This is a genomic window from Mesorhizobium sp. P2_D1, from assembly GCF_056404455.1.
Genome location: NZ_JBFUDZ010000048.1, coordinates 16,603 through 33,662 on the forward strand (window position 1 = coordinate 16,603; position 17,060 = coordinate 33,662).

Consider the following 17,060-nt stretch of genomic DNA (forward strand, 5'->3'; position numbering starts at 1 on the left):
ATCTCCGCACAAGGCTTTCCCGTCGCGCTTCCACGGATCGCCCAAATCAACCCATAATCGCGCTCTACGCGACCTCTGCGACTTTGATCGCGGACCAAGGAGATTTTCATGACCAGACGCCTTTTGCMTCTCGCGCTCGCCGCTGCAATCGCTTTTCCGGCGATGGCTGGAGCCACCGATTTGCCGACGCCGCCCCGCATCATTGTGTCGGGCGAAGGCGAAGCAACCGTAGCCCCCGATCTGGCGATCCTGACGCTCAGCGTCATGCGCGAAGCCAAGACCGCGCGCGCGGCACTCGACGCCAACAACGACGCCATGGCCGCCGTGATCGCCGCCATGAAGTCGGCTGGCATCAAGGACCGCGACCTGCAGACCGCCGGCATCCAGATCAACCCGCGCTACAACTACACCAACAAGCCGGATGGCAGCCAGGAAGCCGAACTCGTCGCCTATCAAGTGACCAACACGCTGTCGGTGCGGGTGCGCGATGTCGACAAGACGGGCGAGATTCTGGACAAGGCGGTGTCGCTCGGCGTCAACCAGGGTGGCGGCATAACCTTCACCAACGACAACCCGGCAGCGACCGTCACCGAGGCCCGCAAGAAGGCGGTGGCCAACGCCGTGGCCAAGGCCAAGACGCTCGCCGAGGCCGCCGGCGTCAGCCTCGGACGGGTGCTCGAGATCACCGACCAGAACATCGCGCCGACACCAATGCCGATCAACGCCAAGGCCTTCGATGCCGCGGCGGGCGCGGCTCCGGTGCAGGCCGGCGAGAATTCCTACAACGTCCAGGTCACCGTCACCTTCGAACTTAAGTAAGCGCCTGACGATCCATGGCTGGGCTTGCTCGGCCATGGATCCAGCCATCGCCAACACGTTGCATGAAAAACCCCGCGGGATTGCTCCCGCGGGGTTTTTTCGAGCCACACCCTTCCAGCAGGAAAGGGGCTCGGCTACTCCCAGCATGATCTTCGCAGAAGATCATGCTGCTCGGCTAACCCTCGATGAGGGTCATGCCGCCAGGCTGATCTTTGAAGGAGATCATGCCCTTGTATTCAAGCCGGACCCAGCCTCAGCGATAGATAACCGGGCAGCCGCGATCGTTGGCGAACACGACGACGACGCGGTCGCCGTACTGTCGGCCCATCACCTTCACAGTACGACGGTTGACGTCGAGGATGCGGACGCGGTGGAGACCCATGCGTTCGGCCTTGTCGAGCGCGCGGTCCGGCGAACAGCCACGGCGCCATTCGCCGCGGCGTTCATCACCCCAGCCGCGACGTTCATCACGGCGGTGGCGATAGCCGTCGTCGCCGGCATAGACGCCGAAGCGCGTGTCGTTGTTGTTGCCGAAGCCGAGATAGAGGCTGTCGGCATGGGCCGGGATGGCGGCCAGCGTGCCGAGACCGACCAGAGCCGAAAGGGCTGCCGTCTTGATCGTGTTGAACATTGTCTTCTCTCCTTGTTGCGGGCTTTCGCCCGTCCTCGTGAACCGATGGGGGGAGAATGCACTTGGCTGTCTGAACTCATTGCGAACCGGCCGTTCATCTCCGGTTCATGTGGCGGAAAAGGATTTCGCCGGCCATCTACCATCGTCCACGGCAGGGGTGAATGCTCCAAAACGCCTCACTCAGTGCCCGGGTCCCAATCCAGCTGATTGGCTGAAGACCAGCTTGTTCGTTCCAACGCTGAGCCCTACGGCTCGTCGTCTCCAATGCAAGCGAGCCCTACGGCTCGTCGTCCCGGGCGCGAGCCCTACGGCTCGTCGTCCCGGGCGCGAGCCCTACGGCTCGTCGTCCCGGGCGCGAGCCCTACGGCTCGTCGTCCCGGCGCGAGCCCTACGGCTCGTCGTCCCGGCGCGAGCCCTACGGCTCGTCGTCCAACAGGTAATCAAAATAGTCTTCCGGCTCGGCGAGATCGGTCTCGCTTGCCTTGACCCGCCCGCGCATCGACATGCCGGCCTCATGCACGGTCTCGGCGCTGCCTGACACCAGCCGGTGCCACCAGTAGAGATCATGGCCTTCAGCCACCAGCCGGTAGGCGCAGGTGCTGGGTAGCCAGCTGATGGTGCGAACGTTCTGCGGCGTCAGCCCCACGCAGTCGGGAACGCGCGCCAGCCGGTTGGCGTAGTCCGAACAGCGGCAGCTCTGCGCGTCGAACAGCCGGCACCCGACACTGGTCCAGTAGATCTCGCCGGTGTCCTCGTCCTCGAGCTTTGACAGGCAGCATTTGCCGCAGCCGTCGCACAGCGACTCCCATTCGGCCGGGCTCATCGCCTCCAGCGCCTTGGTTTTCCAGAATGGCGTTTCCATTCCCGGCATGTGGCCCCAGCCGCCGGCAAGGTCAAGCGCGGCAACGGCCGGAATGCGGCGATCGCCAGGTGAATGACACGAAGTTGCCTTCAAAAGGCCGGCCAATCGCCCCGTACGGCGTCTATCGCGGCCAAACTGGAACCAATCGGCGCACGATCGGTTTCGGCAAGGATGGGACCCCATAAGGAGAGTTTTCGATGAAACGCCAACCACGGATTCTGGCAGGCACCGCACTTGGCCTGCTGATGGCATCCGCGCCGTTGGGCGCGTTCCCGCTTCAGGGAAGTGCCGCCTTCGGCCCCGCCCAGCACACGTCAGCCGCGTTCATTTTGGCGCAGGCAGCGTGCGCCGAGGGCGAATCGGCCGAAGCCTGTGCGCAGAAGCAGCCGAAACAAAGGGAGCGGAAGAAGACCGAGCCAGAGCAACAGGCGGCGCCCGCCGCCCAGAGCGAGCAGGAGCAGCCGCGCAAGAAGCGCGAGAGGCAACAGCAGACGGAGTCCGCCCCTGCCGAGCAGGCCGCTCCGGCTGTCGAAGAGCAGCAACCTCGGAGGAAGAAGCGCGATCAGCAGCAACAGCAGACTGAGCAGGCGCCGGCCGAGCAAGCCGCTCCAGCCGCCGAAGCGCAGCAGCCGCGCAAGAAGAAGCGCGAACAGCAGCAGACCGAGCAGGCGCCGGCCGAAGCGGCACCCGCAGAGCAGGCCGCTCCAGCCGCCGAAGCGCAGCAGCCGCGCAAGAAAAAGCGCGAGCAGCAGCAGACTGAGCAGGCGCCAGCCGAAGCGGCTCCTGCCGGCCAGGCCGAACCGGCCAACGACAACCAGCAGGGCGAGCAAGCTAAGCCGCGCAAGAGGCACAAGCAGGATCAGCAGGCCGAGCCGACCACGATAGCGCCGGCCGTCGAGCCCCCGCAGAAGCCTGAGAAGCAGAAGAAGCCTGTCGAAACGGCCAAACCGGCCGTCGTGCCGGAAGCCGCCCCGGCACCGACCGAGAAGCAAGCTCCGGCCGAAGTGGCGAAGCCCAAGGTCGAACCGGCTCCTGCCGGCGAACAGCCAGCGGCCCAGGGCGAGCAGCCGCAGGACAAGACCAAGAAGCACGGCAAGAAACCGGTTGGCGAGCAGCCTGTCACCGGCGAGCAGCCTGCCACGGGCGAACAACCGGCCAATGGCGAAAAGCCTGCCATAGCCGAGCAACCGGCCAATGGCGGCAAGGGGGCGCCTGTCCAGGGCGAGGCGCCTGCCGATCCGAACGCCGCTCCCATACTGGACAGCCAGAAGGATGCCGAGCGCAAGGGCGGCAAGGATCAGGGCCGCAGGAAGCCCGCCAACCAGAACGGCCAGCAGAATGGCGAGCAGCAGAATGGTGGGCAGAACGCCCAGCAAGGTGGCGATCAGGGCCGCAAGCCCGTGGTCGCGCCTGTCGATCAGGGTCCGCCGCCCACCGACGACAAGGCCGCCCAGCAGGAGATCAAGCCCGAAAAATTGGTCCCGGTGACGGAGGAAAAAGGCAAGCGTGTCGATCGTGCACCGGACGAGAATATCCGCGACCGCCGCCGTCCCAAGGGCGTCGACGTGCTCAAGGAAATCGGCGACCGCGTCATCATCCAGCTCAACAACCAGACGATCGTCCAGAGCAATGACGGTCCGCGCATGAACCGTGGCGCCAAGGACGTCTACTACGAGGATCTGCCGCAAGGCCGCACACGCGAGACAGTCGAGCGCGGCAATGGCGTCCAGATCGTCACCATCCGCAACCGCTACGGCGATGTCATCCAGCGTTCGCGCATCACCCCTGACGGGCGCGAATACGTGCTGAGCTACGTCGACGAGCAGGACTATCAGGATGAGGGCGACTGGCGCGATCCCGGCGACGACCTGCCGCCGATGCGACTGACCATCCCGCGCCGGCAGTACATCCTCGATTCCGAGGACGTCGAGAGCCCTGACGACTACTACACCTTCCTCGAACAGCCGCCGGTGGAGAAGGTCCAGCGCCTCTATTCGATCGACGAGGTCAAGCGTTCGGCCCGCGTGCGCGACATTGCACGCCGTGTCGACCTCGACACGCTGAACTTCGAATTCGGCTCGGCCTCGATCTCCGACACCGAGGTGCAGAAGCTCGAGGGTGTCGCCAGCGCGATGGACAAGCTGCTGAAGAAGAACCCGGCCGAGACCTTCCTGATCGAAGGCCACACAGATGCCGTCGGCACGCCAGAGGCCAACCTCGCTTTGTCCGATCGTCGCGCCGAAGCGGTGGCGGAGGCCCTCACCAATGCCTTCGGCATTCCGCCGGAGAACCTGACGACGCAGGGCTATGGCGAGGAGTATCTGAAGGTCAACACGGCCGCGCCCAACCGCGAGAACCGACGCGTCGCCATTCGCCGCATCACCTCGCTGGTGGCGCCCGTCGCCAGCAACAATTAGGTCATGATTTCAAAACCATGACCTGGTTTGCGGACTCTGCACGAGAAGCAGCCATCCCCGGTCCTGCCGGGGATGGCTCGACATGTCAGGTTCAACAAGAATTGTACCGGCATTAGCGCCGGCTCATTGAATCGTGGGTTCACCTACCCCAGATTCTTGACAGGGCGTTCCCTGCCCCGTCCCGACTCCAGCGGGACGCATTGAGCCCCGCCGGTCCCTCGCCGGCGGGGTTTTTTGTCTTGCAAACAGGGACGACCTGACCGAAATACGAGCCACCACCTCGCGGCCCACTATCCCAAGAGAACCCCGGAACCACTCCATGAAGCGTCTCGAACTGGCCATCGAATCGATCATCCTTGCCTCGCGCTGGCTGCTGGTCGTTTTCTATCTCGGGCTGGGCGTGGCGCTGGCAATCTATGCGCTGTCCTTCGGCAAGAAGCTCTACGAGTTCGTCACCGTGGCGTTGACGCTTGGCGACACCGACACGATCCTGAAGATGCTGGGGCTGATCGATGCCGCACTGGTCGCCTCGCTGGTCGTGATGGTCATCATCTCGGGCTACGAGAACTTCGTCAGCCGCTTCGACGATGAAGACGGTGGCGTGCATTGGCTGGGCACGATCGATGTCGGTTCGCTGAAGGTCAAGGTTGCCTCGACCATCGTTGCCATCTCTTCCATCCACCTCTTGCAGGTGTTCCTCAACTCGTCTTCCTATTCGACCGACCAGTTGATGTGGCTGACCATCATCCACCTCGCCTTCGTCGTCTCGGCCTTCATGCTCGCCTATATCGACCGGCTGATGGGCCTGAGCAAAGGCAAGAAGGACGAGGCGTGACGGCGCACTCCTGTGCTTGTTAGCGTTCGGGAAAATTGATACCATCTATTGGTATTGGAGATTTATCATGCCCAAGAACACCTCCATCACCCTAGGTGATCAATACGATGCCTTTATCCAGCGGCAAATAGCGAACGGGCGTTTTGGGTCGGCAAGCGAAGCCGTTCGGGCCGGCCTTCGTCTTTTGGAAGAACAGGAACTCAAGCTTGAGCAACTCCGGTCTGCCATCGATGAGGGAGATTTGTCAGGCGATCCAGAGCCATTCGACTTCGATGCCTTTCTGGAGTCAAAGAAGCGCGGATGAAGAGAACCGTCAGGTTCTCACCAAAAGCGAAAGCAGATCTTGACCAGATATGGGACCATTCCCTGAAGGAATGGGGTCCCGAACGAGCGGAAGCCTATATCCACGCCATTCGCTCAATCATAAATTTGATAGACCAATTTCCAGCGATGGCTAAAACTGCGGAGAATATTCGCCCCGGCTTGCTGAAATATGCCGCAGGCTCTCACGTGCTATTTCTACGAATGGCCAATCGATCCATCGATGCTGTACGCGTTTTGCATCAGCGAATGGACTACCCTAGGCATCTTTAAAACGTATTCCTGATCTTAGTATCAGAATTCGCAAACACCTCGTCCGGCACGAAGAAGTCGCCAGCCAGCGGCCCGGTCGCGCCTGGCGCATAGATGGACAAATCGCTGACGCCCTTGGCGCGCAGCACCTCCTCGTCGATGTAGAAATTGCCGGTCGCCTCGCGTGACGGCCGCATGAAGATCGCATGCGCGGCATCGGCCATGATGTCGGGCGAACGGCTCATCGCCGCCACAGTTGCGCCGCCGAGCAGATTGCGCACCGCCGCCGTGTCGATGGTCGAGATCGGCCACAGCGAATTGACCGCGATGCCGTCCCTGGCGAACTCGGCGCTCATACCCAACGTGCACATCGACATGCCGAACTTGGCCATGGTGTAGGCAACGTGGTTCTTGAACCATTTGGCCTTCATGTCCAGCGGCGGCGCCAGATTCAGAATGTGAGGATTGTTAGCCAACTTCAGGTGTGGAATGCACATTTTGGAGACGAGGAAGGTGCCGCGGGTGTTGATCTGGTGCATCAGATCGTAGCGCTTCATGTCGGTTTCCAGCGTGCCGGTGAGCTGGATGGCGCTGGCATTGTTGACGCAGATGTCGATGCCGCCGAACTTTTCGACGGTCCTTGAAACCGCCGCGGCAACCTGTGCTTCCTCGCGGATGTCGCACAGCACAGGCAGCGCCTTGCCGCCGGCCTGCTCGATCTCTTCAGCCGCGGTGTAGATCGTGCCCGGAAGCTTCGGATGCGGCTCGGCGGTCTTGGCGGCGATCGTCACATTGGCGCCGTCACGCGCGGCGCGCAGCGCGATCGCCAGCCCGATGCCGCGCGACCCGCCAGAGATGAACAGCGTCTTTCCCTTGAGCGACATTTCCTTGCGCCTCCCTTGCAACACAGCAGGCGCGAACCTTTGCGCGGCAGGCGACCACAGCGCAAGGTCCGACGCGCTGGACGCCGAGTTACGCTGCGTAGGGTTTGTGACTAAACCAGCACCAGCCCCTGGCGCATCGCGATGGCGATCGCGTCTGTGCGGTTGGCGGCACCCAGCTTGATCAGGATCGCGGCAACATGGAACTTCGCCGTGTGCACGGAAATATTCAGCCGCCGCGCGATCACCTTGTTGGGTGCGCCCTCGGCCAGCAGCGCCAGCACTTCCGCCTCGCGCGGCGACAGCGAAGGCCGGGCGGCGTGCTCGTCGGAGGCTTCGTCGTCAAACGGCTCGCCATCGCCGGCCTCGCGATCGCTGGCATGGAAATCCTCATGGCGCCCGCGTCCGCCATCGCTCGTTACGCGATAGCCGGCCGCCGCCAGCCGCGCTGCCGCTGCAATCAACAAATCGTCCGTGCCCGCAGGCATCACGGCCAACACCTCGCCAGCAGGCCGCTCGGCGCTGCCCGACAGCAGCACCCGTGGCGTGGAGGCCGGCACGGCATCACCGCTGCTTTCGTCAACGATGGCGACATCGGCGGTACCGCCGCCGGCCGCGACCGGCAGCAGGTCTTCGCTCGCGGCAAACGACGCAGCCAGGCGCTCGGCGCGAGCCGCGTCGCCAAGCGCAATCAGCACCACCAGCCGCCGTGAGGCGGCACCGTCATGCATGATCCGGTCGCTGGTGAGCGTGTCCATCACTCCTCTCAGGAAAGCGGCTTTTCGCCGATCGTCAGCGCGACATCGCGCTGTTCGCCGCCGCGCACGACACCGAGTGTCACGGCAACGCCGGCGCTGTCAGGCCCGAGCCTGCGGATCAGGTCGCGCGGGCCATGCACGGCCTCGCCATTCCATGCCACGATGATGTCGCCGAGCGAAAGACCGGCGGCCTTGGCCGGGCCCTCGTCGTCGAGGCTCATCACCATCGCGCCATGCGCGTCGCGGTCGCGCACCGGGTGCAGCCCGGCGCCGAGATAGCCGCGCGCGACGTGACCCTTTTCGCGCAAGGTCGCAACCGCCCGCTCGATCGTCTCGTAAGGCATCACCAGTGCCCGGTGGCGCGGCCCGAACAACAGCATGCCGATCAGCGCGCCCTTGGCGTCGAGCACAGGACCGCCCTCGAAACGGCCGCCGGCGCCGATGGCAAGATTGATGCGCCGGTCGATGGTGCCGCCGCGCATCGAGCGCCAGGCCGGGCCGACCTCGCCGACAGAGCCCGACACGGCCAGTGCCGCACCCTGGCTGTTGCCGATGGCGATGGCGATGTTGCCGGGCCGTACCGCATCGCCCTTGGTAAGTGCAGGCGCTGTGCCCGCATCGGCCGGCTTCAGCAGGGCGACGCCGGTCGATGGATCGCGGCCGATGAGTTCGGCCTTCACCGTCTTGCCAGAGGCCAGCGTCAGCTCAATCTCCTCGCCAGCCTCGACGGCTTCCTCGGCGGTGACGAAATAGCCGTCGCTCCAATGGAAGGCGCTTGCCGTGCGATGATGATGCGTGGCGAAACTTGCAATTGCCGGCGCCGCCTTGGCGGCGAGATCGGCGATGGCCTGGGAAAACGCGCTCAGATTGAAATCGCTCATGTTGGTCTCCTGGGTTTCTTCATGCCCCAGATATCGCTCGGCAGCGCGCTTGGAGGTACTCGCCTGACGGCTAGTTGGCGGTTTGACTGGCCATCTGGTCAGGTCGCGACGGTTCCAGCCGCTTCGCACATATAGTGCGTGTCGCGCAAAAGTGCTCAGCGGTTTTGGGATAACGACACGCACAGGAAAAAGCCTGAAAACACGGAGCCCGCCAATGGCCCTCGCCGCCGCCAAACTCCAAACCGACGACACGCTGCTCGACGCCTATTCAACGACGGTTGCCGACGCCGTCGACCGCATCGGCCCCGCCGTCTGCCGCATCGAGCGTCTTGGCGGTCAGGGCGGCCATGGCTCCGGCTTCGTCATCGCGCCGGACGGACTGGTCGTCACCAATTTCCATGTCGTCGGCGACGCCAAGACGGTGCGTGTCTCGATGCCGGACGGCGCCTCCAGCGAGGGGCGCGTGCTTGGCCGCGACCCCGACACCGACATTGCGCTGGTGCGTGCCGACGGCAGCTTTGCCGATGTCGCCCCCCTTGGCGATTCCAAGCGGCTGCGGCGCGGCCAGATCGCCATTGCCATCGGCAATCCGCTCGGCTTCGAATGGACCGTCACCTCAGGCGTCGTCTCGGCGCTCGGCCGCTCGATGCGCGCCTCCACCGGGCGGCTGATCGACGATGTCATCCAGACCGACGCAGCGCTCAACCCCGGCAATTCCGGCGGGCCGCTGGTGTCTTCGGCTGGCGAGGTTATCGGCGTCAACACCGCCATGATCCATGGCGCGCAAGGCATTGCTTTCGCCGTCGCCTCGAACACCGCCAATTTCGTCATCTCTGAGATCATCCGCTTCGGCCGCGTGCGCCGCGCCTTCATCGGCGTCTCAGCCGACACGACGAACCTGCCGCGCCGCGCAGCCCTTTTGTCGCAAGTCTCGACCAGCACGGCGGTGCGGCTGCGCAGCGTCGAGAAGAATGGCCCGGCGGCGAAGGCCGGCCTGAAGGAAGGCGATATCATCGCCGCCATCGACGGCCGCCCGGTCACCGGCGTCGACGATTTGGTGCGCCTGCTCGATGCCGAGCGCATCGGCCGCGAGACGTTGTGCACCGTCGTGCGCCGCACCGGCGTCAGTCAGGTGACGGTGACGCCGGTGGCGCGCAGCTGAGGTCTCGCTGCTCGAGCACCCGCCCAAGCAGCGACACCAGTAGCGCCGCCAGTTCGCCGGTCGGGTCGAGGTCGGGATCGAAGATCGTCATGTCCATGCCGATGCAGGCAGGACCGGCAACCAATGCGGACAGGATAGCGACGAGATCGTCGGGATCGATGCCGGGACTGCCGGGCGAATCCACCGCCGGCATCACCGTCTGGTCGAGCACGTCAATGTCGAGATGCAGCCAGTAGGGAGACCGCGCCAGCGTTGCCCGGGTCTTTTCCAGCACCCTCGCCACGCCAAGCTCGCGCGCGGCAAAGACGTCGATCAGCGTCATGGCGGTGGAGTTGATGTCCGCCCAGGCGAAGTCGGCATCACGGCTCTCCCGTTCGCCGATCTGGATCACCCGTTCGTCGGCCACCAACGGCCCGGCAATGCCAGGCCACTCGGTCAGGAGCGGTTCGCCGCGCCCGGTGGCGAGCGCGAGATCCATGCCGGCGGCCGAGCCGAGCGTGGCATCGGCATCGTAGTTGCCGGGATGACGGAAATCGCTGTGACCGTCGACATGCACCAGGGCCAGTGGACCGGACCGCCGTGCGGCCGCCAGCGCGCCAAGCAGGATCGAACAATCGCCGCCGACGATCAGTGGAAATTCGCCCTGCCCGATCGCGGCGGCGACAAACTCGGCAAGCTCCAGATTAAACCGGCGGATCGCAGGGCCATTGCGCAGTCGGGTGCCAGGCTGCGGTTCGGTGCCGTAGGCGGGCCGTTCGAGATCGACCACCTTGGCGGGAGCAACCACCTTGACCAGGCCGGCCTCGCTCAGCGCCTGCGGCGCCCGCCATGTCCCTGGCACATGGCCGGGCCGGAGCGGGCGAAGACCAAGGTTGGACGGGGCGCGGATAAGGCAGATTTCACGCATGGAAGAGCCTGGGTTTGCCAAGCCCACCATAGGCCGCGAATGCCCGCCAGGTCACGCAACCGGTGCCGCCGCCCATCTCTGCCGACAGTTCCTGCCAGCGACCCCATTCAGGCACCCTCGGTAAATTGCGCCTGAAACTCCGGGCTCGGCGGGATCGGCTTGATCACGTCGATCAACACGCCATTGGGGTCCTTGGTGATGAAATGGCGCTGGCCAAAGGGCTCGTCGCGCAGGCTGCACAAGATTGGCAGGCCGGCGGCGGTGATGCGTTCGTAGACAGCATCTGGGTTCCTGACCTCGAAATTGATCAGCAGGCCGGACGTGCGACCCCGCCCTTCTTCCGGGATCGTTTCATGATCGCCATGGACGATGCCGAGATTGACGCGGCGATCCTCGGCAGACTGCAAATGCACGTACCAGTCGCTCTCGAACAGCGGCTTGAAGCCGAAATGCTTGATATAGAAGGCCTTTGTGGCGGCAACATCGCCTGTCATCAGCACCGGGTAGTAGCTCGTGGTCTTCATCTTCCCTTCTCCCGTCAAACAACATACAGTCTGCATGTAGATTGAATTAACATACAGGCTGCATGTATGCAACGAGAATCCGCGCGCCGTTCCAACCGCGACCGCACCGAGGCGACGCGCGCCGACTTGATCGCCGCGGCGCGCAAATTGTTCACCGAAAAATCCTATGCCGAGACCGGCACCCCCGAGATCGTGGCAGCCGCAGGCGTCACGCGCGGCGCGCTCTACCACCACTTTGCCGACAAGCAAGCGCTGTTCGCCGCCGTGGTTGAACAGGAAGCGGCAGTTGTGGCTGACGAAATCGAGCGCGCCTCGCCGCCCTCGTTGTTTGCCCGCGACGCCCTGATCGCCGGTTCGGACGCCTATCTCGTCGCGATGCGCGCGCCCGGCCGCACGCGGCTGTTGCTGCTTGACGGGCCGGCCGTGCTTGGCCGCGCCGCCATGGACGCGATCGACAACCGCCATGGCAACCGCTCGCTGCGCGAGGGGCTTGTCGCGGCGATGCGGGCGCAGACGATGACGAGATTGCCGGCTGAAGCGCTGACCGCGCTGCTGGCTTCCGCCTTCGACCGTGCGGCCCTGGCCATAGAGGCCGGTGAGTCAGCCGAAGACTACCGCACCGTGCTCATGGCGCTGATTGATGGGCTCTCTCCAGGTCCTCCTCGTCAGGTACCTGGCCCGGCTCGAACTCGTTGAAGCAGCCGAGCTGGCGCTTGAACTGCTCGATCAGCCAGGCCGCCGCCGGCTTCGGGCTGCTGTCGTTACGATGCATGGCAAACAGTGGCGAGTTCGCCTCCCTGAAAGCCTCGAGGTCGAGTTCCACCAGCCGGCCGCTGGCCAGGTCGTCGGCGATCAGCCAGCGCGGCAGCCCGCCCCAGCCCAGCCCCTCGCGCATCAGCGTATGCTTGGTGCGCATGTCCGTCAGCCGCCAGGTGCGGTAGGCGAAAACACCGAAGTCGCGCCCCTTGGTGCGTTCGGACTGGTCGGTAACGACAAGCTGGATGTGTTCGCGCGCATCCTCGATCGCCACCGGCTTCGGCAGCAGCGCCAGCGGGTGGCTGGGCGCAGCAGCCAGCACCATCGACATGAAGCCGATACGCACAAGATGCACATCGACCTCGCCCAGCAGGCCGCCAATGCCGAGATCGGCCTGTCCATTGACGACGTGATCCGGGATCAGCCCCAGCGAGCCTATATGCAGGCGCAGCATCACGGTCGGAAACTGCGCCTCGAATGCCTTCAGCACACGAACCAGTACTGGCGATGGCAGCGTCGCATCGACCGACAGCGCGACTTCCGCCTCCAGTCCCTGATGGTAACCGTCGGCTCGCGAGCGGATCCGCTGGAGCACGCCGGCCATGCGTCGCGCATCCTCCAGCATCGCCCGGCCGATCTCGGTCAGTTGCGGCTCGCGCGTGCCCTCGCGCTCGAACAGCTTCAGCCCGAGCTGCGCCTCGAGATTGGCGATGCCATAGCTGATGACGGATTGCGCGCGGTTGAGCTTGCGGCCGGCGGCCGAGAAGCTGCCGGTCTCGGCGACGGTCAAAAAGACCTGAAGTTGATCGAGCGTCGGGTTGGGTTGCATGATCATATCCACTTCATGGATGGATAGTATAGAAAATATACCAGTTTTTCAAATGGGTCGATGGCCCCATATCCGGCGGGACAAATTAATCCAACCCCCTGGAGAGCCCCAAAATGTCTATCCTTCTCGTTACATCGAGCCCCCGCGGCACTGCCTCGCACTCGACCCGCATTGCTACTGAATTCGCTGAAAAGCTCCTCGCTGCCGATCCGTCGAACACGCTTGTCGTGCGCGACCTCGTCGCCAACCCGTTGCCGCATATCGACGCCGACTATTCGACCGGCATCTACACCCCGGCTGAAGCGCGCACGCCGCGCCAGGCTGAAGTGGTCGGCGTTTCCGACGTCGTGCTCGACGAACTGTTCGCCGCCGACACGGTGATCCTCGCCACAGGCTTCATCAACTTCAACATCTCCTCGACGCTGAAGTCCTGGGTCGATCACATCGCCCGCTCCGGCAAGAGCTTTGCCTATGGCGAGAACGGCCCCAAGGGCCTCGTCACCGGCAAGAAGGTCTATATCGTGCTGGCTTCGGGCGGCATCTATTCCGAAGGCGCGGCCGTCCAGTTCGATCACGCCATTCCCTATCTGCGCGGCGTGCTCGGCTTCCTCGGCATGACCGATGTCGACGTCATCCGCATCGAAGGCGTCGGCATGGGCCCTGACGCGGTCACCGCCGCGCTCGCCAAGGCGACCGCCAAGGTCGATGCCGTGGTGGCGGCCAGCCAGCAGGTCTCTGCGGCCGCTTAAGCCATCAATCGGCGAATTTGAAAGGCAGGCGCGCCTGGCGCCTGCCTTTTTTGTGGTCAAGCGTCCTTTGCCTCAGCGACAATATCCGGCGTGTCTTGCGCGATCTCGGGCAAAGGCGGCAACACCACAGCCGGATGCCGGCCTTCGCGCAGCATGAGCCCGAGACTGTAGTCGACGGCCAGCTTCATCGCACCAAGCGCGGTGCCGCCGTCTCCCAGCGAACTGACGGCGATGCGTGTCGGCCACGCAAGTTCTGCCGCGACACGCTCAACGTTTTCCGTCATCAGCGGGTTTCTGCCAACGCCGCCGCCAAGCACGATCAGGCCGGGGTCGAGCATACCGATGCAGCCGGCCGCCAGTCTGCCGATATCGGCGGCATGACGCTCGACAGCCGCCAGCGCAGACGCCGAACCCGCTCGGGCGCGCGCGAACAGATCCTTGGCCGAGTCGGGCGGCGCGCCTTCCTGCAAGGGCCAGCCGACACGGCATCGCTCGATCAGCGCCCGCGAGCCGAGATAATGTTCGAGCCCTTCACGATAGGGCGTCTCGCTGACGGACCACGGAAACGGCATGCGGCCGATTTCGCCGGCGGCGCCGCCGGCGCCGCGAAACAACCGTCCCTCGGTGATGAAGCCAAGGCCAACCCGCACGCCAACTTGCAGGAAGGCGAAGGTCTGGTGGCCCTGCGCGGCGCCGTAATGCATTTCGCCAATGGCGGCGCAGTTGACGTTGTTTTCCAGGATGATCGGCACTTCGACATCGCGCCGCAGCAGGCCAAGCACGGCCGACGGTCCGCCCGGCCGGTTGAAGCGGTCGTTGGAAACAATACGCGGCACCGCCACGGCAACGGCGCGGAGCGCACGAAAACTCTTGCCCACCTTGCCCATGGTGGCATGAGTAACCGACAGCACGATGGCGCCGACGTCGTCGGGGTGGCTGGATTTGGCCTCCGGTATCGGCTCTTCCGCCGCCGACAACGGCTGCCCGTCCATCGAATAAGCGACAGCGCGCACCTGGGCTGCGCCGACATCGACGCCGATCGCATAGCCCGCGCCTGGACCGATGCCATAGATGGTTGCCGTGCGGCCAATGGCGCCGCGCTCCAGCCCGCGCGAGGCGACAAGCCCCAGTTCGCTCAATTCCGAAACCGCGGCCGACATGGTCGGCTTCGACAGGTCGAGCATCGCTCCGAGCTTCGGCCGCGTCACAGGCCCATGCGCGGCGAGCACACGCAGCACGGCGCGGGCACTATCGGTCAGATTGGGGATTTCCGCAGCCGCCATCTCTGCCTTTCGAGCTTTGCCCTGCAAATCCTGTTGCCGTCCGCGAGAGCGAACACCGCCGCGACTCACACCTCTTCAATGCCTCATTGCCGGGCGGTTTGGCAATTTTCTCGATAATTGGCGGACACGTCAGACTTCGGTCGGCGACCAAGGCTTCAGCTTGATATCGGTCTGGCGGTAGCGGAAAACGATATCTGTGAGGCCAGCGGCATCCTGCATGTCGCCGACGATAAGCTGGATGGCGATGATCTCCAGGATGGCGTCGGCGATGGCGTTGCCAAGGGCGGGAATGGAGATCACCACCAGCCTGTCTGCAGAAGCGACATCCGTACGCCGCGTCACCAGCACCGAGGGGCAGCCGAACCCGGCGACATCGGTGGCGATCTTGACCTCGCGGCCGTCGCCGATGGCGATCAGTCCGGTCGCCGCATCCTGCGATTCCATCGGCCCATGCAGGTAGTTCAGCGTGTCCCATCCCGATGCCGGTACCCGAACCGCCTCACGGATCAGCATCGCCGCCTCGCCGGCATTGGCGAAACTGACACCTGCGCCGACGATATCGATGGATGTCCTGCCCTGCAGCAGCCGTGCCGCCTGGCCGGCCGCCTGCTCGGCACCGGAAAGAACAGTGGCGACCGCGATTGGCAAACGCGCCCAGTCGAAGCTGTTGCCGGCGAGCCTGTCGATCAGCATGCCAAGCGCCAGCAAGGTGCCGGTATAGCCAGTCGAACTCGCACCATTGTCGGCGCCCGAATCCGTGGCAAGCACGGCGCCGGTCAGATCAGCCAGCGGATTGTCGCTGCCACGGCATATAGCCAGCCGCGGTGCCTCCGACGCCTCTTGCATGACATCGGAAATTTCGCGGCTCTGCCCCGAGGCCGAAAGCGCGATGAAGGCATCCGCTGCGGCATCCGTGTGGCCATAGAGATCGGTCGGCGTGTAAGCGAAGGCCCGCATGCCGCACGCGCGCAGGTAAAGCGCCCCGGCAAGGGCCGCCTGATAGCTGGCGCCAATGCCGGCAAGCCCGATCGCCTTGCCGGCAAGGACGTCGAGATCGAGACCATCGAGCGACCTGGCCACCGAACGCCTGCCGATCTCAAGACTTTCCGTCTGGCGCGTCACTGCCTGGCGGTAGCCGATACGCTTCATCATTCAAACGGCTCCGATTTGTGAGGACACACCTTGGCCGGCAAGTAGCCGCCTGGCCAGCGCGACCCCGCCGAGCACCGGCGGTTCGCGTAGTAACAGCACCTGGCTCGGCGGCGAGACTTTCGCCATGGCGTCGACGAATGCCGCCATCAACATCGGCTGCTCAGATATGACGCCACCGCCAGCCACGACAAGGGCCGGATTGGCGCCGCGCTCGATCAGCAGTTCGACCAACGCGGCAAGCCCTGCCCCGCCTTCCCTGATCACACGGACAGCCAGCGCCGAGCCGGCGATCGCCGCGTCGAACACGGCATTGGCATGGCGGCCCCAGACCGCCGCGCCGCGCGTTTCGTTGAGCAGGATGCCAAGTTTGGTCTGGTCGTCAGTACCAAGTTCCCGCATCAGCGCTCCAATCAGCGGGTCGCTGGCATCCTCGCCACGGTCGAGCGCGCGGCGGATTGCCTTGGCCGCCTCACGCACAAGGGCAGGCGCGCTGCCTTCGTCACCGAGGATCCAGCCCCAGCCGCCGGCAGCCAGCATCTTGCCTTCAGCCGTGCGTGCGACCGCAATCGAGCCGGTGCCCGAGACGACGCCGATGCCGTCGACATGGCCAGCGGCCGGCACCATCAGTTCGGCATCGTTGACGACCTGCACCGTGCCGCCGGTCCTGGCCGCCAGCAGCGCCTGGAAGCGAAGGCACTGTTCACCCGTGTCGCAGCCATGCGCGCCGACCGCCAGGGCAGCAGGCGCCATGCCGCCACACAGATTGGCGACGATGCCGGCCAGCTTCGTGGCATCGGCCTCCATCTCACGGATGCGCCAGGTCTCGGTCACCAGCACCTCGTCGGCGATCTTACGTTCGCCCAGGCACACCATGATGCGCGTCTTGGTGCCGCCGATATCCACGCCTGCAATCATTTTCTGGGTCAACGACATCCACCGCACAAGCCGGACGAAGCGGGTTGCCGCGTCCATTCCATATTAGTTAGGAAACTTTACAAACTATCTTTCCAGACGGCAAGAACTATGATTTGATAATCGTCG

The 17,060-nt window shown here is 64.5% G+C and carries 19 protein-coding genes; 8 read left to right on the forward strand and 11 right to left on the reverse strand.

Annotated elements, in window-relative coordinates; genetic code table 11:
- Positions 1-108 precede the first annotated feature (108 nt).
- On the forward strand, positions 109-819 hold the full coding sequence (locus AC1D0I_RS25950) for an SIMPL domain-containing protein (RefSeq protein ID WP_477398676.1): 711 nt from the start codon (positions 109-111) through the stop codon (positions 817-819).
- Between the two features lie 253 nt (positions 820-1,072).
- Here the strand turns inward: AC1D0I_RS25950 and AC1D0I_RS25955 are convergent, their stop codons facing one another.
- Both AC1D0I_RS25955 and AC1D0I_RS25960 read right to left on the reverse strand, forming a co-directional pair.
- On the reverse strand, positions 1,073-1,450 hold the full coding sequence (locus tag AC1D0I_RS25955; protein WP_477300600.1) for a hypothetical protein: 378 nt from the start codon (positions 1,448-1,450) through the stop codon (positions 1,073-1,075).
- A gap of 415 nt (positions 1,451-1,865) precedes the next feature.
- Complete coding sequence (locus AC1D0I_RS25960) at positions 1,866-2,312, reverse strand: YcgN family cysteine cluster protein (protein ID WP_095091722.1); 447 nt, start codon at positions 2,310-2,312, stop codon at positions 1,866-1,868.
- A 197-nt stretch (positions 2,313-2,509) separates the two neighbouring features.
- On the opposite strand from AC1D0I_RS25960, the gene AC1D0I_RS25965 reads away from it, so the two are divergent.
- The 4 genes from AC1D0I_RS25965 to AC1D0I_RS25980 all read left to right on the forward strand — a co-directional run bounded on the left by AC1D0I_RS25965 (position 2,510) and on the right by AC1D0I_RS25980 (position 6,158).
- Complete coding sequence (locus AC1D0I_RS25965; protein WP_477398678.1) at positions 2,510-4,729, forward strand: OmpA family protein; 2,220 nt, start codon at positions 2,510-2,512, stop codon at positions 4,727-4,729.
- A 319-nt stretch (positions 4,730-5,048) separates the two neighbouring features.
- The gene (locus tag AC1D0I_RS25970; RefSeq protein ID WP_457152446.1) at positions 5,049-5,564 is read left to right on the forward strand and encodes a TIGR00645 family protein; all 516 of its coding nucleotides are present in this window, start codon (positions 5,049-5,051) and stop codon (positions 5,562-5,564) included.
- 67 nt (positions 5,565-5,631) lie between these two features.
- Complete coding sequence (locus tag AC1D0I_RS25975; RefSeq protein ID WP_477398680.1) at positions 5,632-5,868, forward strand: type II toxin-antitoxin system ParD family antitoxin; 237 nt, start codon at positions 5,632-5,634, stop codon at positions 5,866-5,868.
- The gene (locus tag AC1D0I_RS25980) at positions 5,865-6,158 is read left to right on the forward strand and encodes a type II toxin-antitoxin system RelE/ParE family toxin (RefSeq protein WP_477398682.1); all 294 of its coding nucleotides are present in this window, start codon (positions 5,865-5,867) and stop codon (positions 6,156-6,158) included. The genes AC1D0I_RS25975 and AC1D0I_RS25980 overlap by 4 nt, the downstream gene beginning before the upstream one ends.
- Here AC1D0I_RS25980 and AC1D0I_RS25985 read toward each other — a convergent pair.
- From AC1D0I_RS25985 to AC1D0I_RS25995, 3 genes are all read right to left on the reverse strand, one after another.
- Positions 6,155-7,021 carry an SDR family oxidoreductase gene (locus AC1D0I_RS25985; protein WP_477398684.1) on the reverse strand — a complete coding sequence of 289 codons (867 nt, stop codon included), beginning with the start codon at positions 7,019-7,021 and terminating at the stop codon, positions 6,155-6,157. The genes AC1D0I_RS25980 and AC1D0I_RS25985 overlap by 4 nt on opposite strands.
- Positions 7,022-7,131: 110 nt before the next feature.
- A complete protein-coding gene (locus AC1D0I_RS25990; RefSeq protein ID WP_477398686.1) occupies positions 7,132-7,776 on the reverse strand; it encodes a response regulator transcription factor in 645 nt (214 codons plus the stop codon).
- An 8-nt stretch (positions 7,777-7,784) separates the two neighbouring features.
- A complete protein-coding gene (locus AC1D0I_RS25995) occupies positions 7,785-8,657 on the reverse strand; it encodes a S1C family serine protease (RefSeq protein WP_477398688.1) in 873 nt (290 codons plus the stop codon).
- Between the two features lie 214 nt (positions 8,658-8,871).
- On the opposite strand from AC1D0I_RS25995, the gene AC1D0I_RS26000 reads away from it, so the two are divergent.
- A complete protein-coding gene (locus AC1D0I_RS26000; RefSeq protein ID WP_477398690.1) occupies positions 8,872-9,819 on the forward strand; it encodes a S1C family serine protease in 948 nt (315 codons plus the stop codon).
- Here the strand turns inward: AC1D0I_RS26000 and AC1D0I_RS26005 are convergent.
- Positions 9,782-10,726: an arginase family protein gene (locus tag AC1D0I_RS26005; protein ID WP_477398692.1), complete on the reverse strand. Its 945-nt coding sequence runs from the start codon at positions 10,724-10,726 to the stop codon at positions 9,782-9,784. The two genes, AC1D0I_RS26000 and AC1D0I_RS26005, sit on opposite strands and share 38 nt — an antisense overlap.
- 107 nt (positions 10,727-10,833) lie before the next feature.
- Positions 10,834-11,250, reverse strand: coding sequence for a VOC family protein (locus tag AC1D0I_RS26010; RefSeq protein ID WP_477282587.1), 417 nt, complete (start codon positions 11,248-11,250; stop codon positions 10,834-10,836).
- Positions 11,251-11,316: 66 nt separating this feature from the next.
- Here AC1D0I_RS26010 and AC1D0I_RS26015 point away from each other — a divergent pair, with 66 nt between their 5' ends.
- Positions 11,317-11,946: a TetR/AcrR family transcriptional regulator gene (locus AC1D0I_RS26015; protein WP_477398694.1), complete on the forward strand. Its 630-nt coding sequence runs from the start codon at positions 11,317-11,319 to the stop codon at positions 11,944-11,946.
- Here the strand turns inward: AC1D0I_RS26015 and AC1D0I_RS26020 are convergent.
- Entirely contained in the window at positions 11,876-12,835 is a 960-nt protein-coding gene (locus AC1D0I_RS26020) for a LysR family transcriptional regulator (protein WP_477282583.1), read from the reverse strand. The genes AC1D0I_RS26015 and AC1D0I_RS26020 overlap by 71 nt on opposite strands.
- A 113-nt stretch (positions 12,836-12,948) precedes the next feature.
- On the opposite strand from AC1D0I_RS26020, the gene AC1D0I_RS26025 reads away from it, so the two are divergent.
- Positions 12,949-13,584, forward strand: coding sequence for an FMN-dependent NADH-azoreductase (locus AC1D0I_RS26025; protein WP_477228109.1), 636 nt, complete (start codon positions 12,949-12,951; stop codon positions 13,582-13,584).
- A 56-nt stretch (positions 13,585-13,640) separates the two neighbouring features.
- Here AC1D0I_RS26025 and AC1D0I_RS26030 read toward each other — a convergent pair whose 3' ends face one another.
- The 3 genes from AC1D0I_RS26030 to AC1D0I_RS26040 form a co-directional block, all read right to left on the reverse strand.
- Positions 13,641-14,867: an ROK family transcriptional regulator gene (locus AC1D0I_RS26030; protein ID WP_477398696.1), complete on the reverse strand. Its 1,227-nt coding sequence runs from the start codon at positions 14,865-14,867 to the stop codon at positions 13,641-13,643.
- 129 nt (positions 14,868-14,996) lie between these two features.
- Positions 14,997-16,019, reverse strand: coding sequence for an SIS domain-containing protein (locus tag AC1D0I_RS26035; protein ID WP_477398698.1), 1,023 nt, complete (start codon positions 16,017-16,019; stop codon positions 14,997-14,999).
- The gene (locus AC1D0I_RS26040) at positions 16,020-16,946 is read right to left on the reverse strand and encodes a BadF/BadG/BcrA/BcrD ATPase family protein (RefSeq protein ID WP_477398700.1); all 927 of its coding nucleotides are present in this window, start codon (positions 16,944-16,946) and stop codon (positions 16,020-16,022) included.
- Between the last annotated feature and the right edge of the window lie 114 nt (positions 16,947-17,060).